Raw genomic sequence first — 26,127 nt, forward strand, 5'->3', positions numbered from 1 at the left:
AGTTAGAAAACTATTGTTTACTTTCATTATGCTGTGAAGTTACCATCGTAGCTAAGCATAATTGCTGATTTTACACCAGGTACGTTTGTTAAATTGTCCATAAACTTTGTATCATTTTGCTTCACACGAATTTCATACGTTGTTTCGATTTCATCATTGTGAATAATTGATTTAGATTTCAAAGCGTACTTTTTAGACTGTGCTGCAATGATACGCTCCACTTCTTCACAAGCTATATCTTCTTCAAATTTGACAATTAGTAAGTAAGGATTTTCAATTGTAATTTTATTTACTAATACTAGTAGCACTAAACCAATTAAAATTGCGCCAATAATGACAAGTGGGATGAACCCTGCTCCACACAGAATACCTGACACGATTGCCCAGAAAATATACACTAAATCCATAGGGTCTTTAATAGGTGTACGGAAACGAACGATTGATAACGCACCTACCATACCAAGTGACAACAAGACGTTGGAACTAATCCCCATAATAACGAGCGATGTAGCCATTGTCATAATGAGTAACGAAATATTAAACGAATGCGAATAAATCACACCATTAAAGGTTTTCTTATATACTGCATAAATAAATAAGCCAACAAAGAAAGCAACAACTAGCCCAATGATAGAATCTGTTAATGAAAACGATGTTGTTTTCTCTAGAAAATTCGATTTAAAAATATCACTAAAATTCATATTATCCATTTTTTATTTCTCCTTCTTATACATGCATACGACTAAGCTGGTATTTTGAATAGGCTTCAGCACGTGTATCCACTGATTGTAGTAAATATTTAATAATATCCGGCAAATATTCATCGTATTTAACTTCTAAAATTACGAGGTTCGGTTCAAGTACATCCACCATCGGCAGATTTTTACTGAACATATCTGTATTGCGCAGACTGGACTGGACTTTACTATCGAACGTTACACGTACATTGCCGTAAGGGTAAATGTACGCCTCACGCTCATAATCGACTACTGTCGTCGGCTTAATTTGGTGATATTTCATCTCATGGAATAATTCCCGGATTAACAAGCGGTCATCAGTTTCCATCCAATCAATATCCCCGATGCGCATTTTTTCGTACTCCGCTTGTGAAATCACACACTTTGTTTTAAACGTTAAATTATTGCGCTTACTTTTACGCTCTAAATTCACCAAAGCGGCCGATTTCCCATAAATCCGAACCCGGTATTTATCTCGATTAATAAAGCCTTCTTTTTTTTCATTTAAAACTTTGTTTGCAAAATTATCGAAATATGTGCTGCGAATTAAATATTTCCCATCCGGACCTGCGTTGTGATCTAGCTTCATCAAATGCTGAACTTTACTTTTTAAGAGTGCATAGTCTGGATAGGAGATTGCCTGTTTAATTTCCTTGCGACCATTTGGGTTAAAAGATGTTAGTTTAGGCATGCTGTACTCTCCTTCCTACTATTTCTTTGTAATTTTATATTGCTCTTGTTTCTCAGTTAGCCAAGTCGAATATTCTTCATTGATGCGTGATTCTAAGACTGTTTCATAAACTTCATCTTTGACATCCTCAAACACAGCCTCTTCAGCAGGCACTTTACCTGTTACTTTAATAATGTGATAGCCTTCTGCTGACTGTACTATGTCGCTTACTTCCCCTTTTTCAAGAGCGAATGCGGCTTCTTCAAACTGCTCATCCATCTGACCTCGGCTAATATAACCTAAATCACCACCGTCTTCACTTGTGTCAGTATCAATGGAATAAGTCTTTGCTAGCTCTGCAAAATCCTCACCAGCTTTTAACTTGGCTGCAACTTCTTTTGCAGTTGCTTCATCTTCAAGGAAAATATGGCTAGCGGCTACTTGTTCCTGTTGACCGTAGTCATCTTTATTTTCTTCGAAATATTGCTTTAATTCTTCATCAGAAATATCAATGCTTTTTGCTATAACATTTTTCGTCAGTAAATACATGCGAATATTATCTTTGACACTATCCTCAGTTAGCCCATTTGCATCGAGTGTTTCTTGTAAAGCATCTTCACCGCCATATGATTCTACGAGTTCAGCATATTCCGCTTTAATCGCATCATCTGATACCGTAATATCTTCTTTCTTGGCCTCAAGCTCGATAATTTTATTGTCGATCAGCGTATTTAACATCTCTGCACCATATTGACTGCGTAATGCCTCATCTAGCTCTGTCTGAAGAATCTTTTCGCCGTCCACTGTTGCTACATAATCATTACTGTCACCACAGCCCGTTAACAGCATCGCTAATGCAGCAGGAACAGCAATTATCTTGATAAACCTTGAATATATAGTCATTTTCTATAACATCCTTTCGTTTATTTCCTCGTTTACAATCCTTACTATATAGACCTTATGTGTCAGTCAGATGTCAGCATTACAATTCATTCAAAAATTTTTACAAATACCTCTAGTAAACTTCATAATGCCTTTACAAACCGCTCTCTCTTAGCAAACACAACAAAAAAGCTACCACGCCGTTACAACGTAGTAGCCTTTAATAATGTTATTTCAAAGCATGTTCCTGATGCATTGCTTTCAACTAAACGTAAATCACCACCAATTGATTGAGCCATCATTTTGCTTAATGGTAATCCTAAGCCCAACCCTCGTACTGCGTATTTTTTATTTTCACCTCTATAAAATCGTTCGAAAATAAATGCCTGATCTTCCTGTGATATGCCGTTGCCCGTATCCTGTACTGCAATGATAACTCGATCTTGCTTGTGCTTTAATGTAATGGTCACGCACCCTTCCTGCATCGCTTGCTTTGCATTTGTTAGAAGGTTTGTGAAAACTTGCTGTATGCGAACAATATCAGCCTGCACACTGACTGGCTCCGGAAGATAATGTACTTCCAAACGGACGTTTTGTTCATCATCTAATACTTCCCATTGCGCTACCGCATCGCGCACTAGTTGATTCACATTTACTGCTACCAGCTTTACAGGAATAGCGTCCACTGCGAAACTATTAAAAGCTAATAAATCGCCAACCATTGTTTTCATTTTCGTCGTTTCCAGCAATGCCATTTGAATAAATTCCTCAGCATCTTTTCCTGTTACAACCCCATCTCTTACTGCCTGTAATAGCCCACTAATGGATGTAACGGGGGTTTTTAGCTCGTGCGTCACACCTGCAAGTAGCTCGGTACGGGTTCTCTCTAGTTGTTCAAGTTTGTTAGCCATTTCTTTAAAAGACGTAACCAACTCAAATACTTCTTGTTCTTTATTATTTTGGGGTATATCAAATGCGTAGTTGCCTTCTTGTACTTGCTTAGCAGCTTCAGCTACCTGCTTAATAGGACGCACTAAGCGTTTCGATAAAAAATATATAGCTCCCCAGCCAAGGACAGCAAGCGCTCCAATAAGTAAGGCGAGTTGACCATATTCTTGTCGAACTTTCGTCAAATTTTCCTTTTTCTCCAACACAAGTAACCATCCGACTACCGTATTATCTTTTTCAATTTTCTTTTTGACCACGTAGTTAACCGTCTTTTTACCATCAGATATAAGCACTATTTTTTTTGTGCCTTCTTCATCATTTAATAGGTCGGCAACATTTTCAGTACTGCCCGGTGGCATTGGCCGATTGCTTGTTAAAACATTCCCCTTTGCATCGACTAGGTATAAAATTGGATCTATTTCTCTCATACTAAATCGTTCACGGTTCCCAATAAAACCTGGTAATCCGTCTGTAGGGACATTATTTGTCCCCGTTGTATCTGTCAAACGGTATACGGTCTCCTCCGCTATAAAATTCATTAAATCAAGTCGATTCTCTAACGCAGTGTGCCGAATCCAACTAGCGGAAATAAACGATATAATGGCTAGACCTATAAAAAGTGTAAGTAAATATCGGCTTGTCCAATAATTGACTAAGGAGATGCGCTTATTTTTTTTGAACACTTAATTGATACCCCAATCCACGTAAAGTTTTAATCTCTCCTTCTGCTTCATCCCAGTCTATAAGTGCTTTACGCAATCGCTTAACCGCTAAATCAACAGCGCGATCGCTCCCGTCATATTCCCATCCCCATACATGTTCAATCAGTTGATCACGCGTAAATGTTTGATTTGGATGTTCTGCTAAAAATAAGAGCACCGATAAATCTCGCGGTGTTAACACAATTTCTTGACCATTAAGGAAAACTTGATGCGCCTGTGTATCAATTTCTAGCTGACCAAATCGCTTCTTTAATGGAGAATCCTGATTGCCTTCAGCCCGTCTTAAAACTGCTTTTACACGCGCCACAACTTCATCCGCTATAAATGGTTTGGGGATATAATCATCTGCACCTTGATCGAAACCATCTAGGCGATAATTTACATCCCCTAAAGCCGTTAGCATAATAACTGGACACGTACTTTCATTGCGAATTTCGCGTAAAATCGTCCAGCCATTTTTTTCAGGTAACATAATATCCAATAACACTAAATCGGGTCGATGCTCCATAAACAGCTCGAGCGCCCGACCACCAGTAAAGCACTGGACAACTTCATAGCCAACTTTTTGCAAATAAACTTTTAATACTTGGCTAATTGCGAACTCATCTTCCACTACTAAAATTTTTGTCATGACTTTCCCACCCCGACCCGGCTTTTTTGGTTTTCATTATAGTCTCTATTTATGTCAACAACATGTCAGCAAGTTCTTTATAACTCTCATATGTATAATTGCCAACATATGAGTAACATTAAGTCACACAAAATCGCTAGCTACCTTTTGGCTATATTTTATAGGTATAAAAATAGTATAGATTCTAGTGAATTATCGTTTTCCTTTGCAATTTTGTTGACAATGACTTCCTGTGACACTTATCATTGATTGCGAATGATAATCATTGATAATTCATTCGATTGTAGTTTTTATTATCAATTAAAATGATTAGGGGGTAATAGTATGATTATTGTTACAAATCGTATTCAAGTAAAGCCGGGTTTCGCAGCGAAAATGGCACCAAACTTTACGAAACCAGGTCCTCTACAACAATTCGAGGGCTTTCATAAAGTAGAGGTACTCATCTCCACTGATGATCCTACATATGACGAAATGAGCGTCAATATGTACTGGGAATCGAAGGAACATTTCCAAGCTTGGCGTAATAGCGATGCTTTTGCGGCAGCTCATCAGCGTCCTGAGCCTGGCTCTGAAGGCGCGAAACCTGAGAATAGCCCAATTATCGGCAGTAAAATTGTTATTGCTGAGTTAGCTTCTTCTATTGAAGCACAACATTAATAACAAATTGTAAACCTATTTATCTTCTGATTCTATCTAAAAAACCATGCATATTTCTACAAATATGCATGGTTTTTTCAATATAAAGTGCCAGGCACCCAAACAATTCTGAATACTCAAAACAATTATCTAAGTAACAATTCATCGCGACTCGGTCGTAATGTAAGACGCCACAATCTGCGCATCATCGTGCGTTATACCCGCAAAAATGCGCAGTGGATTGCTACGCTTAAGAAGAACGAGTGCCAGGCACTCACACAATTTATTGGAACACGACTACTAAAATATAGCCCACTACTGATAAACATACCGAACCGATCAGTCCAGCGACAAATGCTTTAATGCCCAATTGCTTAAACGTTTTAATTTCTACGTTTAATCCTAAGCCAGCCATTGCCATAGCAATGAGAATATATGCACAGTTCACGAATGCTTGCGCAACTGCTGGTGGCACAATACCTAAGGAATTAATACCGCTCATGACTAAAAACCCAAGAATAAACCAAGGAATAATAGATAGTGAAAATGCTTTATTTCCTTGTTCTTTATCTCTTCTTTGATACATAATACCGATTATAATTGCTACTGGTACTAGCAATGCTACACGCGTTAATTTTACGATGACCGCCATATCTACCGCTTCATCCCCACCAGCTGATGCTGCCGCAATAACGTGCGCTATTTCATGCAAAGTTCCTCCAGCAAAAATTCCATATTGCGTTGGTGCCAAGCCAAATACGGAGTACAACACTGTATAAACAAGTGTAAATACCGTTCCAAGCAATGCGACAATCGCAGCACCTACTGCTGTTTCTTTTTCATTGGCTTTAATTTGAGGAGCAATTGCAACGACAGCCGCAGCTCCACATATTGCTGTGCCGCACGCAGTTAAAATGCCAAGCTTTTTATCGACATGAAACATTTTTGTTAAGCCGTACACGACAAATAGTGCAAACACTAAATTGATAAATGCAATAAGAAATACACTAGCCCCTGCGTGATAAATATCCGCTAAATTCAAGCGCATCCCAAGAAAAATAATACCTAATCGCAATAATTTTTTGCTGGAAAAGGATATACCCGTTTGCCATGCACTTGGTACACTAAACGTTGCTCTCCAAATCATACCTAAAATAATGGCTATCACTAGCTGCCCTAATATTGAGAAGAAAGGAAATGTTGAAATATACTTAGCCACTAAGGCAAGTCCCAACGTCAATATAATACCCTTTATAAATGGGGGCGCCAGGAATTTTTTCATCCCTTGTTGTTGATCCATGCTGTCCACTTCTTTCATTCTTTATGATTATTACTTTATAAAAAAGGTAATCATTAGTAAAATACATATATATAATTACTATCATTAATATTTCTAATAGTAGGAGTGGTATGATGCAGTACGATGCATTAAAAACTTTCGTTACATTAGTTGAAGTGAAAAACTTTACGAAAGCCTCAGAAATTTTACATATTTCCCAACCTAGTGTAAGTCTGCATATAAAGAACCTTGAACAAGCGTTTCATACGACTTTATTTATTCGCTCCCCAAAAGCTGTGCAAATCACACCAACGGGTGAAATTTTATATAAGAGAGCGAAGCAAATAATGGCTATTGCGGATGCTGCAAAGGAAGATATTTTAGCTTATCATCACTCCATACAGGGGACACTCGTTATTGGTGCAAGCTTTACGATTGGCGAAAATATTTTGCCATCCATTCTGTCGAAACTTCAACAACAATTTCCTCAATTAGAGCTTCAAGTTATTATTGGCAATACGGATGAAATTATTCAAATTACGAAGCTCTTACAAGTAGATATTGGACTTATTGAAGGGCAAGCACATGACAACGAACTCATTATTGCACCATTTATGCAAGATGAATTATTTATTGTTAGCGCATGCACTCACGCTCTTGCAAAGCGCTCATCTGTTACGATTTCACAACTACAACGACAAAAATGGGTGGCGCGCGAAGTTGGCTCAGGTACACGAAATTATTTAGACCATCTTTTACGAACAAATGGTCTTCAAGTCCATTCCCTACTAACCATTAGTAGCAACCAGGGCGTAAAAGAAAGTGTTATCGAAGGGCTTGGTCTGTCATTATTGTCAGGCAGTGTTATTGAAAGGGACATCAAGAATGGCGATATTGCCATTTTGCCGCTTGTAGAGCAACGTTTTATGCGAACTTTTTCTTATTTGCACTCGCCTACAATGAAAAATAAGCGCAATGTAGAAGCGCTCATTGAATTTATTACGAAGAAAAATGAAACATAAAAAGCTTAGCAGACTTTATTTAGTCGCTAAGCTTATTTTAATGGTCTAGGGTTTATCGGTTTCCTAGCCTGTTTACGTTCAATAATTTCTACAAACTTCGTAGCAGCCCGAGACAATGGAACGCTTTTTAAATAACACATACCGATGCTTCGTGTAGGAATACTCTCTGTTAGGGGCAACTCATACAGAAGTCCTCGCTGCAAATAGTCCATTGAAAATTCTTTTGTAACACAAGCTATCCCTAAATTACTACGGGCAAATTCAAGCACGAGATCATGTGAGCCCAGTTCAAACTCAGGTGCAATTTGAATACCTTGCGTCATTAAATAATTTTCTACATAGTTTCGTGAGTTTGATTTTTTCTCTAGAAAAATAAGTGGAAACTTTAATAAATCTTCATAGCATAAGCTCTTTGATTGCAGTGTTTTATATTTCTCTCCGCATACGAAAATATCCTGTATTTGCGTACACACTGTTAATTGTAGGCTAACATCTTCTAGCGGGAAATTACAAAGCCCTACATCCACTTCACCTGATTTAATGAAGTTGCAAATTTCAGAAGTCGTACCATTTAGCATCTGTAGCTTAATATTTGGGTACATCGTATGGAAAGCCTCGAGATACGGCATTAAAAAGAAACGCGAAATCGTATCTCCTACACCTATTTTCAATTGACCAGTCGTTAAGTTTTTAAATTCCAGAAGCTTTTCCTCGCCAGCATCTAAAAGACCTAATGCTGAGTTTGTATATTCATACAGCAGCTTCCCCTCTGTCGTTAATGTGACGCCCTTAGGTGTACGATTGAAAAGTCGTGTACCAAGTTCTTTTTCCAATTGCATCATGGCTTGGCTAACGGCTGGCTGAGTCATAAATAAATCTTTAGCCGCCCTAGAGAAGCTACTATTTTTAGCAACAACACTAAAGACACGATATAAATCTAATTTCCCTATCATATAAGCACTCCTTATAGCTATTATATGAACTATTAATTTTACTTATATCATTAACTAAGCGTATAGTAAAATCATATTGATTTTATTCATATCATTAAAAATTAACATATAGCTATTTATGAGGAGAGATTATTTTGGAACGTGTAGTTGGTACAGTTGTAAGAGGTCTTCGTGGTCCAATCATTAACGAAGGCGATAACATCGAACAAATCGTTGTCGATACAGTGTTAAACGCTGCTAAAGTAGAAGGCTATTCAATTGAAGATCGTGATATTGTTACAGTAACAGAATCTGTTGTTGCTCGTGCGCAAGGTAACTATGCTTCAATCGATGATATTGCAGCGGACGTTGCTGCTAAATTTGGCGATGATACAGTTGGTGTTATTTTCCCAATTTTAAGCCGTAATCGCTTCGCAAACTGCTTACGTGGTATTGCAAAAGGCGTTAAGAAAGTTGTTTTAATGCTAAGCTACCCATCTGATGAAGTTGGTAACCACTTAGTTGATATCGATGAACTAGATGTTAAAGGCATCAACCCTTGGACTGATACATTAACGGAAGCTGAATTCCGTGAACATTTCGGTTATAAAAAACACACATTTACAGGTGTGGATTATATCGAATACTACAAAGAGTTAATCGAAGCTGAAGGTGCTGCTTGTGAAGTTATCTTCTCAAACAACCCAAAAACAATTTTAGACTATACAAAAAGCATTCTAACTTGTGATATTCACACTCGCTTCCGTACGAAACGTATCTTAACAGCGAACGGTGCTGAAAAAGTATTCTCTTTAGATAACATTTTAGCTGTATCTGTAAATGGTTCAGGCTTCAATGCTGAATACGGTCTACTTGGTTCAAACAAAGCGACTGAAGAAAGTGTAAAACTATTCCCACATACTTGCCAACCAATCGTTGATGGCATCCAAGCAAAAATCAAAGAAGCGACTGGTAAAACAGTAGAAGTAATGGTTTATGGCGATGGCGCATTTAAAGATCCAGTGGGTAAAATTTGGGAGCTAGCTGACCCAGTTGTATCTCCTGCCTTCACAGCAGGCTTAGATGGTACACCAAATGAAGTAAAATTAAAATATTTAGCAGATAATGACTTTGCTGATCTTCGTGGAGAAGAATTAAAAGCCGCTATCTCTGAATATATTCAAAATAAAGATGAGGACTTAACTGGTCAAATGGCCGCTCAAGGTACAACACCTCGTCGCTTAACAGACTTAATCGGTTCTCTTTCTGACCTGACTTCAGGCTCAGGCGACAAAGGAACACCAATGATCTACATTCAAGGTTATTTCGATAACTATACAAAATAATACGCAATAAGAGAAAAACGCTCACCTAACTAGGTGGGCGTTTTTCTTTGCAGATGACTACTACCACTGATTTCCGCTGCGGGAGGCGCTTTCCGCGGGCACACCGTAAGCCGCAACCGTCGCTGGCGCGTCGCTTGTTGCGACTTACGTTCTGTGCTGTTCCCGCAGGAGTCGCCAGCCCTTCGCTCCAATCAACCATATACGTGAAGAACTTTGAAAGTCGCTTCTATATAAAGCAAAGCACAAAATGCATGGTTACATCCTACGAATGAAACTAGGGCAATCGCCGATAGAGGACCTAAAATCGCCGGTATACCACATCTATCGCTGCTAGAAGCTCACCACTGTAATTCGGCGGAACGCAACAGATCGCACGTTAGCGAGAGTTGCGGCTAGCGATGTGCCCGTGGAAAGCGCCCACACGTTGCGAAAATCAATGACGGCAGGAACCATCTACAAAACTAAAACACCCGCCAACAAAGGCGGGTGTTCTTTTTATGGACATAATGTCCGTGCGATATTTTCAAAATAGCGTACGCCGTAAATAAGGGCATCCTCATCAATTTTAAAGCGAGGATGGTGTAAAGGATAAGCTTCCCCGAAATCTTCGTTATGCACCCCTATAAACTGCATAGAAGAAGGGACAGCCTCCGAAAAATCTGCAAAATCCTCTGTGCCGAACATTGGTGCAGGCAATTCTTGCACACCCTCCACTCCAACAATATCAGTGGCAATACGGCGAGATAAAGCTGTTAGCTCCTTATCATTTGTTACAGAAGGACAGCCAAGCTCCCACTTAATCTCCGCTGTCGCTCCATGCATGGACGCTATACCATTTACAATCTTCTCCAAATGCTGACGTACCTCGACACGCACTGTCGCATCTAGTGAACGAATTGTACCACCAAGCTCTGCTGTATCGGCAATAATATTTAATGCTGTACCACAATGGAATTTTGCTACCGTTAAGACAGGTGCATGGATGCTTGGTACTTTTCTCGACACAATCGTTTGTAATGCCACAACAATTTCAGAACCAATTAACAATGGATCAATGGCTACTTCAGGCATAGATGCGTGGCTACCACGTCCATAAAGCTTAATTTCAAAATCATCTGCGGCAGCTGTAAATTTTCCGTCCTTCATGGCAAATTGACCAACTTGATAATCAGGGCTGACATGTAAGGCAAATGCATAATCTACATTATCGGCTATACCTAAAGAAACAAGTTGAGCAGCTCCCCCTGGTGTTACTTCCTCTGCATGTTGGAACACGAAGCGAATTTCACCATTAAAGTCTGTTCCCCGCTCTGCTAATGCCTTTGCAGCCCCCAATAACATAGCTGGGTGTGCATCATGCCCACATGCATGCATGACGCCTGGATTTTTTGATTTAAATGGCAAATCAGTCTCTTCTTCAATTGGCAACGCATCAATATCCGCCCGCAATAAAATCGTATGACCCTGACCGTCCATCTTTGTCCCTTTCAAAAATGCACAAACACTCGTTTCAGTTAAGCGTTTCACCTCTAAATTTGGGAAGGTTATTAATTGATCATAAATATATTGCGCTGTTTGATATTCTTGATGTGATAACTCTGGATGCATATGTAAATGCTGTCTCCAGGCAATAACCTGTTGTTTTAACTCGCTCGTTTCTATCATTTGCAAATCCTCCTATCATTCTACTTAGTTAAAATGGCCCGTAATTCATAACGTGAGCAATAATTAATAAAATTATAGCTAATCCTGTTTGAATGGCGAAGTATGGGAACACCCATTTAAACCATTTAGAGAATGGAATACCTGCGATTGCTAGACCTGCTAACAATACACCACTTGTAGGAATAACCATGTTTGAAATACCGTCTCCAAACTGGAATGCCAATACCGCTGTTTGTCTTGATACACCAATTAAGTCTGCTAACGGTGTCATAATTGGCATCGTTAAGGCAGCTTGACCACTTCCAGAAGGTACCAAGAAATTCAAGCACAGTTGTAGCAAGAACATACCTACCGCATTTATAGAAGCTGGTAGTACACTTACTGCATTCGCTACGAAGTGTAATATCGTATCAATTAAACCACCAGCTGTTGTAATAACTAAAATCGTTTGTGCGAATCCGATAATTAAAGCACCCTCAACCATATCTCGAGCGCCTGAAATAAAGCCTTCAGCCATTTTATTCGGACTCATTTTACAAATAATCGACATAATAATACTACTTAATAAGAACACGCCACCAATTTCACTGATATACCATTGAAATTTAATAACGCCAACAATTAATGCGACAAAATTCGCCAATAAGACAAGCAATGCTAAAAAGTGGCGTCCACTCATTTTAAAGTTTAAGTCTATTTCAACACTTTCTTCAGGCTTAAATTTACCGTAAATTCCTTTAGAAGGATCATTTTTAACTTTTTTAGCATGCCTAATAATATAAATAACCGTTAAAAGATAAAAAACAAAGAATACGATAATTCGATACGACATGCCTGAATACATTGGTAACTCAGCAATTGTTTGGGCAACCCCGATATTGAACGGATTGGTAATCCCAGATGTAAATCCAGTTGCTAATGTCCCGAGCATTACGATTGCAAATCCTGTAATTGCGTCCATTCCAAGCGCCATTGTTAACGGGATAATAATCGCAATATAAACTAACGTATCCTCCGCAGAACCAATTAACGTTCCTAAACTACCAAAGATTAATATAAGAATAGGAATTAACACGTACTCCTTCTTACCAAACTTAGAAGCCATTACTTTAATAAAAGAATCAATTGCGCCTGTTTTTTGCATAATACCAAGTGCTCCACCAAATAGAAATACAAATAAAATAATGGAGGCACCTTCTAGCAATCCTAAATGGACACTATTAAATATTTGAAGAAAACCGACTGGACTTGAATCAATATAGTGAAATGATTCTGGATCCACAACCATCCGTCCATTATTCTCTACTCGATCATACTGGCCCGCAGGAATTATATAGGTAAGAGCGCTCATTACTAAAATAATGATAAACATTAGAACGAACGCATTAATACCTTTCATTTTCGGCTCTTCAACATTATTATTTTCTTCTTGTAGATTTGCCATTCTCTCTCCCCTTTACATTAGTAAAATAAACATTTCAAAAGTAGAAACTTGCTACATGCGACAAGAAATCTACTCCACCCCCTTTTCCGCTAAACGGAAATATATTCCGATAAACGGAAATATATTAGTAAAAATATAAAAAATTAAAACTTAAATGTCAATATTTTTTGATAATTCTGTTTTATAAAGTATTAAATTTTTTATACACATTACAGCGAAAATCTACTACATTAATCAATTAGAGAATTGTCCTACTTCTGACGCTCAGTTTCTATAATCTCGTCATTATATTGCTTATGCATCACCTAGTTATCTATTATTCTTCCCCCACATACTATAAAGCTCGAGTACTATGAACATCCTATTTATGTTTTTTATCATTTAAAAATTAATTTATTTTTATTAAAAATCTATTATTTTAAAAAATAAATGACTGGCTCATTATTTTGGCAATCCACCTGTTTAAAACTAAATACAAATCATTCATCACCATAAATGAACAATAGATAAAATGTATAAATATGTATTTTTATACATTTATACTACTAACTTTTACTGCCACATTCTGTGCCATCTACCCATTTTTAATATATGAAAATAATAAAAATCTGCTTGACCTTCAACGTCAAAGCAGATTTCTAGTTTCTCTATGAACTTAGCAATATTTTCTTAACTATCTATAATGTAAAGGCCATGTCAGCACAATGCACCCTAAATGTAAAATGTATAATCCTCTGGCGTTACACGTTTTAAAAACTTCTTCGTCCGTTCCTCTTTTGGACTAACGAAAATTTCATGAGGACTCCCCTCTTCCACAACAACACCACCATCCATAAAGATCACACGGTTTGCTACATCTTTTGCAAAACTCATCTCATGCGTTACAACAAGCATTGTCGTGCCCTCCTTTGCAATGTTTTTCATCACTGCTAGCACCTCCCCGACCAACTCTGGATCAAGCGCAGAGGTCGGTTCATCGAATAAAATAATATCGGGATTTAAAGCAACGGCACGAGCTATACCAACACGCTGCTGTTGGCCACCTGATAACTGACTTGGATAAGCATCATATTTTTCGGATAACCCCACTTTATCGAGTGCTTTTTTGCCGATTTCAATGGCTTCAGCTTTTGCTATTTTCCGCCCAATAATAAGCCCTTCTGTAACATTTTCTAATGCTGTTTTATTCGTAAAAAGATTGTAATTTTGAAAGACAAAAGCGACGCGTTGTCGGATCGCATGGATATCCTTGTTCTTGGCATTTTGAAAATCCACATCAATATTCCCAAATGTCGCATGCCCTTGATCAGCCTTTTCTAAAAAGTTAATACAACGCAATAATGTCGTTTTACCGGAGCCACTCGGCCCTAAAATAACTACGACATCTCCTTTATCAATCGAAAGGTCGACACCTTTTAAAATTTCATTGTTGCCAAATGATTTATGGATATTTTTGATTTTCAACATGTTGATACACCCCTTAGGCATGTGCCATTTTGTATTTGCTCAAATGTTTTTCGTATCGCTTAAACAAGTATTCTACCGTACTGCACAATATTAAATAGACAATAAAAATATCAAGATAGGCTTCTACATAATTGTAGCCAACATTGGCCGCCACTTTCGCCTTCAAAGTAATTTCTGGTAAAGACATGGCATATCCCAATGATGTCGCTTTGATTAAGTTCACTGTAGCTGTACAAATATTCGGCATCGCAACGACTAGAGCTTGTGGAATAATAATTCTTCGATAGGCTTGAAATGTCGATAACCCGACCGCATGCGCTGCCTCTAACTGGCCCTTGTCAATCGTACCGAGTGCAGAGCGAAAGACTTCGATTAAAATAGCCGTCGTACTAAAAGCAAAGACAATAAACGCATACCAGATTGGATTGATTTTATAAATATCATAGGTAATATGGTATTTTTCAAAAATCATTTTTAGGATGAGTGGAATACTACTATAAATAATGAATATTTGAATAATAATCGGTGTACCTCGAACAAAGGATACATATACCTTTGCTAGTTGATGAATAACTGGAATTTTATTAATGCGTGTGAGTGCTAATAAAAAACCTAGTGGCAGAGCAACCAGCAAAGCAACAACTGTTACAAGGAGTGCAATCGGTACACCAGATAATGCTATAAAAAAGGTCTCCACTAAAAACTGATAATTCATGATTACGCCTCCTTACGTTGTTTCTAATGTTCTTTTCCCTTTGCCAAAAAACTTTTCTACCATAGCAAAGAATTTTTCAATAATAATCGATAGCACCCAATAGACAAGCGCCAGTGCAATATATATTTCGAGTGCATGTGCATTAATATTACTAGCAATAATTAAATTGGCTTTGCCGACGATATCGATTAGACCAATTGTGTACGCTAATGCCCCCTCTTGTAATAGCGCAATCATGCCATTACCGAAGTTCGGCAATGCAATAACGAGTGCTTGGGGGAAAATAATACGTCGGTACGCTTGGAATGGCGTTAATCCTACACTGACAGCCGCTTCATACTGTCCCTTGTTAATCGCCAAATACGCTGATCTAATGACCTCAGACATAATAGCTGCAAACTGCAATGTGAACGTTACGATAACGAAGAAAGCTGTTTCAATCGCATGAAGATTTACACCAAAGTTTTCTGCTAATGCAGGGACCCCGTAATAAACAAGAAATAATAAGACGATTGAAGGTGTACAACGCATAATCGTCGTATATAAATTCGCTAATTTTTGTAACACTCGTATTGAACTTAATTTAGCAATAGCTAATAGCAAACCACAAAATGTACCTAATACAATGGAAGAACCGGCAACTAAAAAAGTTATTTTTAAAAACGGCAATAATAAGGGAATAGCGTTCCAAATGTACGATGCATCAAAATACTTCTCCATTTTCCTCACCAACTTTATCAATATCTTTACTAAAGGCAACCATAAAACAATGCCTTTATTCTCCGTTTATTAAGAAAGACTGCTGAGTATCACGACTCAGGCAGCCTTTAGGAAATTATCGATTTACGTTTTCTAACACTTCAAATAAATCACGGCCATAAAATTCTTTACTTAATTCACTTGTTTTCTTTTGCTCTTTAATTTGGGCAATTGCTTTATCGTAAGCATCTGCAAATTCTTGTTCTTTTTTATTGAACAATGGCCATGTTTTAATTACTGCAAATTCGTTGTAAACAACTTCATCTTTTAAATTATGATAAGCGCCATCATCGGCTAATACTTGCTGTTTAAACGGACCTTCAATCATCACACCGCCATCAACGCGTCCTTCGTTAACCCATTGCACAACATCGACAGTAAATGCATCGCCAGCTTGTAATTTTACTTGGTTATTAGGATTAGCTTTGTTGTACTCATCGATAATTGTATACTGCGCATTGTTTGCTGCTATCGGCGCTAAGGAATAGCCTTTTGTGGCAAAATCAGCTAATGATTTTACACCTTCATCTTCTTTACGCAGCACTAAACCTGCACTACTTAAACCTAAAAATTCTTTAGGGAAAATGAACTTCTCTGTACGCTCTTGTGTAAAGAATGCATTTTTCACACCTACTTGGTACTTTCCTTGCTCTACACCGATTAATAAATCGTCGCTTGTAGTTCCAACATACTCAAACTTATATTCTGGTAATAATTCATCTACTAGCTTCATTACTTCTACATCATAACCAGTTGCATTGCCTTTATCGTCGATATAGCTAATTGGCTTCGATGCTTGATCGTATGCAACCTTTACAGTACGTACTTTAACCCCATCTTCTGTTTCATTTTTCGTTGCTTCACCAGAGCTGCATCCTGCTAATAAAGCTAGTGAAGCCAATCCTAATGCCGCCAATTGAAATAATCTTTTCTGATGTTTAAACATATGTCATTTCCCCTTCATCACAAGTGATTTTATTATTAAAGTTCTGATAATTTCTGCTGCTCAATCGCAGCTGTCGCCAGTTTTATTATTGTCATATCATCCATTGGCGGGTTATGTAACCCTGCACGAACATTGCGATAATAGCGTTGTAATGGATTCGTAAGCTGTAAACTTTTTGCGCCAACGACACGCATTGCCTTATCGACAATATCAATCGCCATATTTGTTACCGTATGCTTGGCAACCGCCATTTCATTTGTTAAAGTGTCGCGTCTGGCTGGATCATCATAAGCCTCAGCTACTCCATAAAGTACAAAACGTGCCTGATGCAGCTTTAATTCAATATCCCCTAGTAACTGCTGTACATTCGGCAATGTACTAATGGGCGCATTTAAGCTATTTGGTTGATGATGATTAGCAAAATGCAGTGCATAATCTCTTGCTGCCTGCGCAATCCCTAAGTATGTTGCAGGGATATGTAAAATCCAGCCGTTAATTTTGCCACCGCTTGGATGATTCGGCAGTTCTACTAAATAATTTGTCGGGACTAAGACATTTGTTAACACTAGATCATGACTGCTAGTACCTCGCATTGCAGACATTTCCCAGTTTTCTTCAATTGAAAGACCCGCTACATCTTTATGAATTAGGAAGAAGCCAATTTGCCCCTTTTCTTCAATCCATGCAGAAGTTAAGAAATAATCGAGGACAGGTGATGCGGTCGTAAATATTTTACGGCCATTCAATAACCAACCATCCTTTGTCGAAATAGCATTTGTAGCAGGGCGGCCTCCACGTGTAGGACTACCAGTTGCTACTTCACTGACAGCGCGATTGATAATAGCGCCTTTTTGTACTTCTTGTGCAAATTGTTGGAGAATATCCTCTGCCCAGAGTTTCTTGTCATATATCTCCCCAACAACACCCAGTGTCCATCCAAGCGCAAGTGAGGCATTTTCATCATAACTCGCAAGTGTTTCTTGTACGACTACCATATCGTAAACAGACAAGCCCTCTCCGCCATATTGTTTCGGCAATGTTAGTTTTGGATAGCCAATTTGCAATAGTCGTTTATGTGCCTCAAACGGGAAGCGCGATTGCTCATCGACTTCTACAGCTTCCGCCTTAATAGCATCTGCAATGGATGCAAGCTGCCCCAACCAGTAATGCTGGCGTTCAGTTTTAATAAATAACTCTTTCAAAAAAATCTCCTTCTTCCTAAATTATATAAAACATATATATTTACTAAGAATTAATGGTATAAAAAAATCTCTACCTACAATTCGTAGCGAGATTACCTTTCGTACTGAATTTTCTGATTCATTGACATTATGATACTTTCAACATAATGAATTGTCAATGGGCTAATTACAAGTTTTTTTGTAAGTATTATAGGTATTAGTTTTTGCCTTGCTTTATGCACCAAGCTGTATTCAAAACATATGCTAACACTAAGAAAGAGGTGTATAAATGACCAATTCTATAAATCCGTCTTTAAACATCACACAGATGACTCCTCAAATTATTCAAACAAAATTTGGAGATATTAATGGTGATGGCTTGTTTGAAACAGTTTTTTTAATGGGCACGAAAACACCAGATAGCCCGCTATGGAAAAACATAACGCTCGTTATTTTTTACGGACAAACACGACAATTTGAACAACTTGGGTTAAAGGAAAACGTCGGCTATAATCCAACCATTTTCCTTGGTGATTTTACTGGAAATCATATAGAAGATATTCTTGTTATTTCTGATACTGGTGGTAGTGGTGGAATTATTAATGGTGAAATCTTTTCCTCAATAAACGGCAAAATGCGTTCAATATTCGATACCGAGTCATTTAATAATAAACATACCTACTCCGTCAATTACTTAAACAACTACAAAGCATCTGTTCAAAGCTCAAACCCTAAAAAACAATATATTATCGATTTACAATATAAAGGTCCTGAATATTTGGCTGAAATTTATAATAAAGATGGTACATTGAAGCAACCGATAGAAGGCTGGGTTGATCCTATTAGTGGATTATATCCTGTTGATTATGATCGCGATGGCACCTATGAACTATTAGCCTATCAGGAGATCGCGGGCAAATATCATGCGGATGGTTTAGGGTATGTTGAAAACATTTTAAAATGGAGTGGTCAAGAATTTGTCGTTGACCGTCAAACTGTAGCCATCTATGGCGAGGATTTAACATAAAAAGTTTTTTGCGTGCTTACTAAAAAATAAATAAAATCCGCGTACATTTCCTCTAGTGAAAAGTAAAACGGATTTTAGTAGGGGATGCTTAAAAGTCCCCTTTTTTACTTTTCAACTAAAGCGAAGTAATTGTTTTCGTGATCGGCAAAATTAAACACTTGACCAATTGGCATCGATACTAAATCACCCACCTTAATTCCTTTCGTTTGGAAATCCTGATACATCTCAGCTATGTTATCGGCGTAAAACATAATAGAAGGTGTTCCTAAATTCAATTCAGGCTGCATTTTTGCAATCATTTCTTTATTGTGTAGTACGAATGATGTTTGCGCATTTTTCGTAGGCGCAATTTCAATCCAACGCATTCCTTCCTCTGTCGTATCAGCCACTACCACAAAGCCAATCTTTTCAGTCCAAAACGCGACCGCTGCATCTTGATCGTTTACATATAACATTACTTGTCCAATTTGTTTAATCATGAAAAATCCCTCCTCTTTTGAACAATAGTATACAACAAATAATAAATTTATATGTCTGTTAGTAATATTTCTTTTACAGTGAAATCTAGTGACGAACTATATTTATGTTAATTATCTAAAAATAAAAACTAAAAGACTTAACTTTTAATTTATTTTTGTTAAAATGAGCTAGTCGTCTATTATTTACCTACTCGGGAAATGTATAGAATAATAATATTATAGTGAGGATAACACAAGTGACAAAACTAAGTTTACGAAAAAAGCTCATTTTTTCATTCTTAGCAATCCTTCTCATCCCAACATTGTTAATTGGTATTATTTCTTACCAAAGTGCGGAGAAGCAAATTTCTAAGGAACAGCAGGCAAGTGCGACCGAAAGTATTCGAATGCTTGATACGAATATTACAGGTACTATTAAACCAAAAATTGAAGACATTCAATATTTCACAAAAAAAATTAATCGTTCCTATTTACAAGACAGTAAAGTGCCTGAACTTAAATCACTTTTACAAGAATACGTAAATATGCACCCAGAGGTTGAGCTCGTCTATCTCGGCACTAGCGATGGGAAGATTGTCGATGAGCCTGTACAACAATATGCGAAAGATTTTGATCCTCGCACAAGACCTTGGTATACACAAGCCTTAAATAATAAGGGACAGGTAGCGATAACAGCTCCTTATACTTCACAGGCTTCAGGCCACATGGTTATTACCATTACACAAGCTTTACCAGATGGTTCAGGCGTCATCGGTTTAGATCTTAATATATCTACACTAAGTGACATTACAAACGATATTCATATCGGAAAAACAGGCTTTGCTTCCCTTTTGGATAACAATGAAACGTATATTACCCAACATGATAAAGAAAGTGGCTCTAAGGCTACTGAAAGTTATATTTCAAAAGTCTATGAGCAAGACAGTGGCACGATTGTAGAAGAAGATAAACAACTACAGTTTATGACCAACGACATTACAGGTTGGAAGATTGTTGGTACAATGTTCTCTGCTGAAGCAACAAAAGCAGCAGCTTCAACATTTAATATCAACCTAATCATCATTGTCGTATCGATTATTATTGGCGTGATGTTTATGCTGATGATGATAAAATCTATTGTCAATCCGATTAATCAACTGAAACATAGCGCGATTACAATTAGTGAAGGCGATTTAACGGAATTTATCGACATTCATTCAAACGATGAAATCGGTCAACTTAGCGAGGCTTTCGTTTCTATGAAAGTTAATCTGAAAAAACTTATTCGCAATGTCGATCGAAGTGTACAACATGTGCAAGTATCCGCACATGGTTTATCCGCTAATGCAGAACAAAATATCGCTTCTTCGGAACAAGTGGCACAAGCGATGCAACAAGTTGCAATTAGTGCGGAAAGACAAACAACAGGTAGTGATCAAAATGCAATTTCTATTGAAGAAATCGCGCAAGGAATTGTTGAGGTAGCAGATAGCGCCATGCAAGTTACCGATCTTTCTAGCCACGCAATTGTGCAGGCAGAAGAAGGTGGACAAGCTGTTGAGCGGACGGTCAACCAGATGAATTCAATCAATGCATCCGTTACAGAATCAGACAGAATGATTAAGTCTCTTTATGATCGCACAAAAGAAATTGGTTCTATTTTAGAAATTATTAGTGCTATTTCAGATCAAACGAATTTACTTGCCCTAAATGCTGCGATTGAGGCTGCTAGAGCGGGTGAGCATGGCAAAGGTTTCGCTGTAGTGGCTGATGAAGTAAGAAAATTAGCTGAACAATCACATGAATCGGCTGAGCAAATTTCTTCACTTATTTCAGGGATTCAACAAGATACTGCTAAATCTGTTGAGACAATGGTTAAAGCTTCTTCAGATGTGCAAGAAGGCTTACTGTTATCTGCAGATACAAGTGAAAAATTCGCTAGTATTACGGAAAGCTTGCGTAATATTGCACCGAAAATGGAAGGTATTTCTGCTTCTGCCCAGGAAATTTCAGCCGTAGTAGAAGAAGTGACTGCTACTGCGATTGAACTATCTGACCATGCAAAATTAAATGCCTCCGCTTCTGAGGAAGTGGCTGCTTCAACTGAACAAACATTGTCTTCTATGCAGGAAATGACGTCAGCTGCCAAAGCTTTACTCGATATGGCCGACGAATTGCAAGACTTTGTCAGTCGTTTTAAATATTAAAAAAAGCACGATGATCAAAGGGTTCCTCTGTTCATCGTGCTTCTTTCTATTATTTCGCTTTTTCTTCATAGCTAATCTGCCACTCAATCCCAAACTTATCTGTAAGAGCACCGTAACATTTACTAAAAAATGTTTCTTGTAGCTCCATTGTTACTTTACCGCCTTCTTTAAGCCCCTCATATGCTTGTCGCAGTTGCGCTTCATCGTCTGACACAACAGCCAAAGTTACGTTGTTGCCAATTGTATATGGTGAGCCTGGGAATGTATCTGAAAACATTACCGTACTCCCCAAAATTGATAAACGCGTATGCATCACAAGATTTTCAGTACCTTCTGGTAATGGATGATTTGGATCACGCGGTGCATCACCAAATGTCATAATTTCAGCTTTTTCCGTATGAAACACTTGCTCATAAAATGCTACTGCATCTCTACAATTGCCATTAAAAATTAAATACACCTCTACTGCCATTTACACCACTCCTCCGCCGTTTGTGAAACAATTATATTGTACGTTACATTCAGAACGATACGCTAGTTTTATTCATAGCAAATCATGTATAGCTTTACGTTATTGCCCACATATTATACTTTCAGGAAAATTATTATTCTTTAGTTTTAGTCACTTTCCTGTCTCCTCATGCTTATTTTTTATTTATTTTGATAAAATCTTTGACTTTTCATTAAAAATCATGTAAATTACCAAATGGCGAACAATTTAAAATAAACATTTAAAAATATTCGTATTTTAGGAGTGTATATAATGGATAACGTATTTGACTATGAGGATATTCAACTAATTCCCGCAAAATGTATTGTAGAAAGTCGATCACAATGTGATACATCTGTTACTTTAGGTGGACATAAATTTAAATTACCTGTAGTTCCTGCTAATATGCAGACTATTATTGATGAAAATATTGCAGCTAAACTAGCTGAAAACGGATACTTCTATATCATGCACCGTTTTAATCCTGAAACACGTATTCAATTCATTAAAGATATGCAAGGCCGTAACCTAATTGCTTCAATTAGTGTTGGTGTTAAAGAAGAGGAATATGCATTTGTAGAAGAGTTAGCAGCTGCTAATCTAGTTCCTGAATTTATTACAATTGATATTGCACATGGTCATTCAAACGCTGTCATTCGTATGATTCAACATATTAAAAAACATTTACCAAATAGCTTTGTTATTGCTGGTAATGTCGGTACACCTGAAGCTGTACGCGAACTTGAAAACGCTGGTGCAGATGCAACGAAGGTTGGTATTGGACCAGGTAAAGTTTGTATTACAAAAATCAAAACAGGCTTTGGTACAGGTGGTTGGCAGCTTGCTGCACTACGCTGGTGCGCAAAAGCAGCAACTAAGCCAATTATTGCTGATGGTGGTATTCGTACAAATGGCGATATTGCGAAATCTGTACGTTTCGGTGCTTCAATGGTCATGATCGGCTCTTTATTTGCAGGTCACGAAGAATCACCGGGTCAAACGATTGAAATCGATGGCAAACTAGTAAAAGAATACTTCGGCTCTGCTTCTGAATTCCAAAAAGGTGAAAAGAAAAATGTTGAAGGTAAAAAAATGTTTGTAGAACACAAAGGTAGCCTACAAGATACATTAACTGAAATGCAACAAGACCTTCAATCTTCTATTTCTTATGCAGGTGGCACTAAGCTAGAAGCTATTCGTAATGTAGATTACGTAATTGTTAAAAATTCAATTTTTAACGGCGATAAAGTTTACTAAGTTTTATTCGCTCGACAAATTAACAATAAGCCCATATAGGTTAAAAAGAAAAAGTGTTAGATTGACTGCCATCAATCTAACACTTTTTTGCTATGGCGGTGCTTTCCGCGGGCATACCGTAAACCGCAACCGTCGCTGTCGCGCGGGCTTGTTGCGTCTACGCTATGTGCTGTTCCTGCAGGAGTCACCGCCTCCACTACCATCAACTAGTGCCTGCTTCTAATCTAGAATAATGCATAGTAGTAGTTGGGCTAACAACCTTGTCCACTTTTAAAGTTATATCTTGTTCTATGCGTCGGATGGGGTTGATGTCTGCTTTGACTTGTAATCGCCAAAGTTGCCTACAAAAAAAGCAAGCTCCTACACTAAATACATAGTGATGGAGCTTGCAGTTTTACATACTCGTAATAAAGTACGTATTGGTTTAAATAGTTTTTACAGCTTGTTGATTACTGCATGTAAAGTTTCTTTTAGTTCTGCATCATGATCTGCAAGCTCAACTAGGTTTCCTAAGCGCTCACGTAATACAGGACGTTCAATGATTAATTTTTCATCAAGTACTTTTACTAGTAATTCAATAATAAGACGGTCACGAACATCTAACGCTTCTTCTAAACGCTCAGGTGTAATTTTCGCATCATTTTTTGCTGCATTTGCCATTTAAAAAACCCCTTTTATTTTATATTCATGCACATCTATTTTAGCATAACGCCAAAATTTTTTAAAAACTTTCTTTTACAATACTATACAGGAATTTACAGTATTGCGTATTCCCCGTTTACGTTGACATGTTATATTGAAAATACACGAAATAGTAACAATTATTTTGGCAGTCACTATTCTCTTTCTAATGTTTTCTTCATATCCTATAAAATAATTATTATTGTTAAATAAGAAAATGGAGGGATATCATGAGTCAAAAGCAAAACACGTATCTACAACTTGTAAAAGCTGTACCCAAATCTTTACAATTATTTCTCAATGTATGCCTTGTATTGTTAGCCTTTATATTAGCTTTCCTACTGATGAAAGAGCTAATAGATTTTCTAAACATATTATTAGTAGGAGGGACTAGTGATTACAAACTTTTCCTCGCCAATATACTTATTTTCTTTTTGTATTTTGAATTTATTACGATGATTATTAAGTATTTTAAAGAGGATTACCATTTCCCACTAAGATACTTTATATATATAGGGATAACAGCCATGATTCGATTGATTATCGTTGAACACGATCATCCCATTAACACTTTAATCTATGCGCTCATTATTTTAATATTAATCATTAGCTATTTTATTATTAATATTACCCCATTAGAAAGACCTGTTCGCTCGTCGATACTAACAAAAAAAGATTAGTATCGTGCACTTCCCATTTTTAAAATGCTGTCATACACATTGGTTTCTCATGTACAAAGAATAGTTTGTGCAATGCTTGTAAATAACGTTTATCACTTAGCTTGACCTTACCAAGCATAAATAACTCTTGAACCGTGACAACACCCATCATCAGTGAAGAAAGCTCTGCTATATCAATGAGCATCTCTACATCATAACTCTCCATTTCGAGTATCTCTAGATAGCCTTCTACTACCTTAAGCATAAAAGACTGATTATTTTCTGCTATTAGCGAATCGCTAACAGTAAGTTTAACGGTCAAATGGCTATTATTAAAATTATGTGTCTTTAGCTCCTGAAGGAAACCTTTTATATTAATTATCCGATACATTAAACCTATACCTGCAATCGAACTTGCATGATAGACACTTGGAATTAAATGATTGGAGCCATTTCGGACATCGCCTAAAAAGAAATGGATATTGTTATCTTGCGTATTCCATTCAATACGTTGCACCTGATCTGCCTGACTATTAATAAACGTACTAAGCTCTAATAAAGCCTCTGGTGTTTCATATATAAATTCTTTTATCACGAGATTATTTAGCATAAAATTGCTGTCACTTTGCCTTTTAAATGAAAACACTACATAGCCTTCTACAGTTTCATCCTTTGCAACTGCAATAATATAGTTTTGTGGGTTTTTAAAAATAGTGGATAACTCGGATGTTGTTTTCAAAAACATGCCATGCTTTTTACGTGCAATTCTGTTATAACAGTCTGCCAGTTGTTGTTGATGTTGTGCATTACAATATTTAATATGCTGTTTTGTAGGCCCTTTCGGAAAACTTGAAGGTTCTATGAAATATTGATGCATGATCGGTCCATAACCAAAGCCCATCTTTTTATAGAAATCAGGTCTAAAGGGATATAATGCAACAATGTGGACATTTTTCTCTAAAAAAATTTCATAAAAATAATCGATTAGTTGTTTGGCCACACGCTCTTTTTTATGTAATAAATCAACAGCAACTTGACCAACTCCACCAATGGGGATTATTTTTGAAAATAGGTTCATCTCAAAATCATGGATACGCATACACCCCAATAAGTTGTCGTCCTCCCATAACCCATAATAATTAATAGATGGCTCATTGCTCATGTTATGCGCAAAGACTGATATTAATCGCTCTTGTGTTTGTTGAGTCGCTTCTACTGCCCCGGGATAGGCTGCCATCACAATATTTACGTACTTTACTATTTCTTCTTCCTGCATTAATTTCTTTACAATTCGCATTTACACCCTCCTATTGGTCAAAATGGTCTGCTTGCATTTACATTAATTACAACGCTTATTAATAAC

The 26,127-nt window shown here is 37.3% G+C and carries 25 protein-coding genes; 7 read left to right on the forward strand and 18 right to left on the reverse strand.

From position 1 onward, the window contains the following. Positions 1-26 precede the first annotated feature (26 nt). The 5 genes from ACIQXI_RS17535 to ACIQXI_RS17555 all read right to left on the reverse strand — a co-directional run bounded on the left by ACIQXI_RS17535 (position 27) and on the right by ACIQXI_RS17555 (position 4,590). Positions 27-710 carry a DUF4956 domain-containing protein gene (locus tag ACIQXI_RS17535; RefSeq protein ID WP_402927364.1) on the reverse strand — a complete coding sequence of 228 codons (684 nt, stop codon included), beginning with the start codon at positions 708-710 and terminating at the stop codon, positions 27-29. A gap of 16 nt (positions 711-726) precedes the next feature. Further along, the gene (locus ACIQXI_RS17540) at positions 727-1,428 is read right to left on the reverse strand and encodes a polyphosphate polymerase domain-containing protein (protein WP_402927366.1); all 702 of its coding nucleotides are present in this window, start codon (positions 1,426-1,428) and stop codon (positions 727-729) included. An 18-nt stretch (positions 1,429-1,446) separates the two neighbouring features. After that, on the reverse strand, positions 1,447-2,310 hold the full coding sequence (locus ACIQXI_RS17545) for a peptidyl-prolyl cis-trans isomerase (RefSeq protein WP_402927368.1): 864 nt from the start codon (positions 2,308-2,310) through the stop codon (positions 1,447-1,449). A gap of 182 nt (positions 2,311-2,492) precedes the next feature. Beyond that, positions 2,493-3,920 (reverse strand): sensor histidine kinase, encoded by a 1,428-nt coding sequence (locus tag ACIQXI_RS17550; RefSeq protein WP_402927370.1) that lies wholly within the window; start codon positions 3,918-3,920, stop codon positions 2,493-2,495. Continuing rightward, positions 3,904-4,590, reverse strand: a complete 687-nt coding sequence (locus ACIQXI_RS17555) for a response regulator transcription factor (protein ID WP_402927371.1) — start codon at positions 4,588-4,590, stop codon at positions 3,904-3,906. Before ACIQXI_RS17555 ends, ACIQXI_RS17550 begins: the two co-directional genes overlap by 17 nt. 324 nt (positions 4,591-4,914) lie before the next feature. On the opposite strand from ACIQXI_RS17555, the gene ACIQXI_RS17560 reads away from it, so the two are divergent. Further along, on the forward strand, positions 4,915-5,250 hold the full coding sequence (locus tag ACIQXI_RS17560; RefSeq protein WP_402927373.1) for a heme oxygenase: 336 nt from the start codon (positions 4,915-4,917) through the stop codon (positions 5,248-5,250). Positions 5,251-5,512: 262 nt separating this feature from the next. Here ACIQXI_RS17560 and ACIQXI_RS17565 read toward each other — a convergent pair whose 3' ends face one another. Next, the gene (locus ACIQXI_RS17565; protein ID WP_402927374.1) at positions 5,513-6,529 is read right to left on the reverse strand and encodes a YeiH family protein; all 1,017 of its coding nucleotides are present in this window, start codon (positions 6,527-6,529) and stop codon (positions 5,513-5,515) included. A gap of 113 nt (positions 6,530-6,642) precedes the next feature. Between ACIQXI_RS17565 and ACIQXI_RS17570 the strand changes: the two genes are divergently transcribed. After that, the gene (locus ACIQXI_RS17570) at positions 6,643-7,530 is read left to right on the forward strand and encodes a LysR family transcriptional regulator (RefSeq protein ID WP_402927554.1); all 888 of its coding nucleotides are present in this window, start codon (positions 6,643-6,645) and stop codon (positions 7,528-7,530) included. A 32-nt stretch (positions 7,531-7,562) separates the two neighbouring features. On the opposite strand, the gene ACIQXI_RS17575 is transcribed toward ACIQXI_RS17570, so the two are convergent. Continuing rightward, positions 7,563-8,483 carry a LysR family transcriptional regulator gene (locus tag ACIQXI_RS17575; protein ID WP_402927376.1) on the reverse strand — a complete coding sequence of 307 codons (921 nt, stop codon included), beginning with the start codon at positions 8,481-8,483 and terminating at the stop codon, positions 7,563-7,565. Between the two features lie 134 nt (positions 8,484-8,617). On the opposite strand from ACIQXI_RS17575, the gene ACIQXI_RS17580 reads away from it, so the two are divergent. After that, the gene (locus ACIQXI_RS17580; RefSeq protein WP_402927377.1) at positions 8,618-9,808 is read left to right on the forward strand and encodes a coenzyme F420-0:L-glutamate ligase; all 1,191 of its coding nucleotides are present in this window, start codon (positions 8,618-8,620) and stop codon (positions 9,806-9,808) included. Positions 9,809-10,303: 495 nt separating this feature from the next. Here the strand turns inward: ACIQXI_RS17580 and ACIQXI_RS17585 are convergent, their stop codons facing one another. From ACIQXI_RS17585 to ACIQXI_RS17615, 7 genes are all read right to left on the reverse strand, one after another. After that, positions 10,304-11,473, reverse strand: a complete 1,170-nt coding sequence (locus tag ACIQXI_RS17585) for a M20 metallopeptidase family protein (RefSeq protein ID WP_402927379.1) — start codon at positions 11,471-11,473, stop codon at positions 10,304-10,306. 28 nt (positions 11,474-11,501) lie between these two features. After that, positions 11,502-12,917, reverse strand: a complete 1,416-nt coding sequence (locus ACIQXI_RS17590) for a YfcC family protein (RefSeq protein WP_402927381.1) — start codon at positions 12,915-12,917, stop codon at positions 11,502-11,504. 711 nt (positions 12,918-13,628) lie between these two features. Beyond that, positions 13,629-14,384: an amino acid ABC transporter ATP-binding protein gene (locus ACIQXI_RS17595; protein WP_402927382.1), complete on the reverse strand. Its 756-nt coding sequence runs from the start codon at positions 14,382-14,384 to the stop codon at positions 13,629-13,631. A gap of 13 nt (positions 14,385-14,397) precedes the next feature. Beyond that, positions 14,398-15,099 carry an amino acid ABC transporter permease gene (locus ACIQXI_RS17600; RefSeq protein WP_402927383.1) on the reverse strand — a complete coding sequence of 234 codons (702 nt, stop codon included), beginning with the start codon at positions 15,097-15,099 and terminating at the stop codon, positions 14,398-14,400. Positions 15,100-15,111: 12 nt separating this feature from the next. Further along, a complete protein-coding gene (locus ACIQXI_RS17605) occupies positions 15,112-15,819 on the reverse strand; it encodes an amino acid ABC transporter permease (RefSeq protein WP_402927385.1) in 708 nt (235 codons plus the stop codon). A gap of 115 nt (positions 15,820-15,934) precedes the next feature. Beyond that, positions 15,935-16,804, reverse strand: coding sequence for a transporter substrate-binding domain-containing protein (locus ACIQXI_RS17610; protein ID WP_402927386.1), 870 nt, complete (start codon positions 16,802-16,804; stop codon positions 15,935-15,937). 35 nt (positions 16,805-16,839) lie between these two features. Then, positions 16,840-18,006, reverse strand: coding sequence for an acyl-CoA dehydrogenase family protein (locus ACIQXI_RS17615; protein WP_402927387.1), 1,167 nt, complete (start codon positions 18,004-18,006; stop codon positions 16,840-16,842). 268 nt (positions 18,007-18,274) lie between these two features. Between ACIQXI_RS17615 and ACIQXI_RS17620 the strand changes: the two genes are divergently transcribed. After that, positions 18,275-19,012 carry a hypothetical protein gene (locus ACIQXI_RS17620; protein WP_402927389.1) on the forward strand — a complete coding sequence of 246 codons (738 nt, stop codon included), beginning with the start codon at positions 18,275-18,277 and terminating at the stop codon, positions 19,010-19,012. 104 nt (positions 19,013-19,116) lie between these two features. On the opposite strand, the gene ACIQXI_RS17625 is transcribed toward ACIQXI_RS17620, so the two are convergent. Further along, a complete protein-coding gene (locus tag ACIQXI_RS17625) occupies positions 19,117-19,491 on the reverse strand; it encodes a VOC family protein (protein ID WP_402927391.1) in 375 nt (124 codons plus the stop codon). Between the two features lie 236 nt (positions 19,492-19,727). Here ACIQXI_RS17625 and ACIQXI_RS17630 point away from each other — a divergent pair, with 236 nt between their 5' ends. Continuing rightward, positions 19,728-21,677: a methyl-accepting chemotaxis protein gene (locus ACIQXI_RS17630; RefSeq protein ID WP_402927392.1), complete on the forward strand. Its 1,950-nt coding sequence runs from the start codon at positions 19,728-19,730 to the stop codon at positions 21,675-21,677. A gap of 49 nt (positions 21,678-21,726) precedes the next feature. Here ACIQXI_RS17630 and ACIQXI_RS17635 read toward each other — a convergent pair whose 3' ends face one another. Beyond that, positions 21,727-22,149: a VOC family protein gene (locus ACIQXI_RS17635; protein ID WP_402927394.1), complete on the reverse strand. Its 423-nt coding sequence runs from the start codon at positions 22,147-22,149 to the stop codon at positions 21,727-21,729. Positions 22,150-22,440: 291 nt separating this feature from the next. Between ACIQXI_RS17635 and guaC the strand changes: the two genes are divergently transcribed. Continuing rightward, positions 22,441-23,424 (forward strand): GMP reductase, encoded by a 984-nt coding sequence (guaC, locus tag ACIQXI_RS17640; RefSeq protein WP_402927396.1) that lies wholly within the window; start codon positions 22,441-22,443, stop codon positions 23,422-23,424. Positions 23,425-23,859: 435 nt separating this feature from the next. Here guaC and ACIQXI_RS17645 read toward each other — a convergent pair whose 3' ends face one another. Continuing rightward, complete coding sequence (locus tag ACIQXI_RS17645; RefSeq protein WP_402927397.1) at positions 23,860-24,084, reverse strand: phosphate-starvation-inducible protein PsiE; 225 nt, start codon at positions 24,082-24,084, stop codon at positions 23,860-23,862. Positions 24,085-24,335: 251 nt separating this feature from the next. Here ACIQXI_RS17645 and psiE point away from each other — a divergent pair, with 251 nt between their 5' ends. Beyond that, positions 24,336-24,785 (forward strand): phosphate-starvation-inducible protein PsiE, encoded by a 450-nt coding sequence (gene psiE, locus ACIQXI_RS17650; protein ID WP_402927398.1) that lies wholly within the window; start codon positions 24,336-24,338, stop codon positions 24,783-24,785. Positions 24,786-24,804: 19 nt separating this feature from the next. Here psiE and ACIQXI_RS17655 read toward each other — a convergent pair whose 3' ends face one another. Continuing rightward, on the reverse strand, positions 24,805-26,061 hold the full coding sequence (locus ACIQXI_RS17655; RefSeq protein WP_402927399.1) for a GNAT family N-acetyltransferase: 1,257 nt from the start codon (positions 26,059-26,061) through the stop codon (positions 24,805-24,807). Positions 26,062-26,127: the final 66 nt, after the last annotated feature.

Origin of the sequence: Lysinibacillus sp. NPDC097195, from assembly GCF_044762075.1 — a bacterium.
Classification (GTDB): domain Bacteria; phylum Bacillota; class Bacilli; order Bacillales_A; family Planococcaceae; genus Lysinibacillus.

Excerpts from the sequence above, each read along its gene's own strand:
- ACIQXI_RS17535 (WP_402927364.1), bottom strand. The coding sequence starts at position 710 with ATGGATAATATGAATTTTAGTGATATTTTTAAATCGAATTTTCTAGAG.
- ACIQXI_RS17540 (WP_402927366.1), bottom strand. The coding sequence starts at position 1,428 with ATGCCTAAACTAACATCTTTTAACCCAAATGGTCGCAAGGAAATTAAA.
- ACIQXI_RS17545 (WP_402927368.1), bottom strand. The coding sequence starts at position 2,310 with ATGACTATATATTCAAGGTTTATCAAGATAATTGCTGTTCCTGCTGCA.
- ACIQXI_RS17555 (WP_402927371.1), bottom strand. The coding sequence starts at position 4,590 with ATGACAAAAATTTTAGTAGTGGAAGATGAGTTCGCAATTAGCCAAGTA.
- ACIQXI_RS17560 (WP_402927373.1), top strand. The coding sequence starts at position 4,915 with ATGATTATTGTTACAAATCGTATTCAAGTAAAGCCGGGTTTCGCAGCG.
- ACIQXI_RS17565 (WP_402927374.1), bottom strand. The coding sequence starts at position 6,529 with ATGGATCAACAACAAGGGATGAAAAAATTCCTGGCGCCCCCATTTATA.
- ACIQXI_RS17570 (WP_402927554.1), top strand. The coding sequence starts at position 6,643 with ATGCAGTACGATGCATTAAAAACTTTCGTTACATTAGTTGAAGTGAAA.
- ACIQXI_RS17575 (WP_402927376.1), bottom strand. The coding sequence starts at position 8,483 with ATGATAGGGAAATTAGATTTATATCGTGTCTTTAGTGTTGTTGCTAAA.
- ACIQXI_RS17585 (WP_402927379.1), bottom strand. The coding sequence starts at position 11,473 with ATGATAGAAACGAGCGAGTTAAAACAACAGGTTATTGCCTGGAGACAG.
- ACIQXI_RS17590 (WP_402927381.1), bottom strand. The coding sequence starts at position 12,917 with ATGGCAAATCTACAAGAAGAAAATAATAATGTTGAAGAGCCGAAAATG.
- ACIQXI_RS17595 (WP_402927382.1), bottom strand. The coding sequence starts at position 14,384 with ATGTTGAAAATCAAAAATATCCATAAATCATTTGGCAACAATGAAATT.
- ACIQXI_RS17600 (WP_402927383.1), bottom strand. The coding sequence starts at position 15,099 with ATGAATTATCAGTTTTTAGTGGAGACCTTTTTTATAGCATTATCTGGT.
- ACIQXI_RS17605 (WP_402927385.1), bottom strand. The coding sequence starts at position 15,819 with ATGGAGAAGTATTTTGATGCATCGTACATTTGGAACGCTATTCCCTTA.
- ACIQXI_RS17610 (WP_402927386.1), bottom strand. The coding sequence starts at position 16,804 with ATGTTTAAACATCAGAAAAGATTATTTCAATTGGCGGCATTAGGATTG.
- ACIQXI_RS17620 (WP_402927389.1), top strand. The coding sequence starts at position 18,275 with ATGACCAATTCTATAAATCCGTCTTTAAACATCACACAGATGACTCCT.
- ACIQXI_RS17625 (WP_402927391.1), bottom strand. The coding sequence starts at position 19,491 with ATGATTAAACAAATTGGACAAGTAATGTTATATGTAAACGATCAAGAT.
- ACIQXI_RS17635 (WP_402927394.1), bottom strand. The coding sequence starts at position 22,149 with ATGGCAGTAGAGGTGTATTTAATTTTTAATGGCAATTGTAGAGATGCA.
- guaC (WP_402927396.1), top strand. The coding sequence starts at position 22,441 with ATGGATAACGTATTTGACTATGAGGATATTCAACTAATTCCCGCAAAA.
- ACIQXI_RS17645 (WP_402927397.1), bottom strand. The coding sequence starts at position 24,084 with ATGGCAAATGCAGCAAAAAATGATGCGAAAATTACACCTGAGCGTTTA.
- psiE (WP_402927398.1), top strand. The coding sequence starts at position 24,336 with ATGAGTCAAAAGCAAAACACGTATCTACAACTTGTAAAAGCTGTACCC.
- ACIQXI_RS17655 (WP_402927399.1), bottom strand. The coding sequence starts at position 26,061 with ATGCGAATTGTAAAGAAATTAATGCAGGAAGAAGAAATAGTAAAGTAC.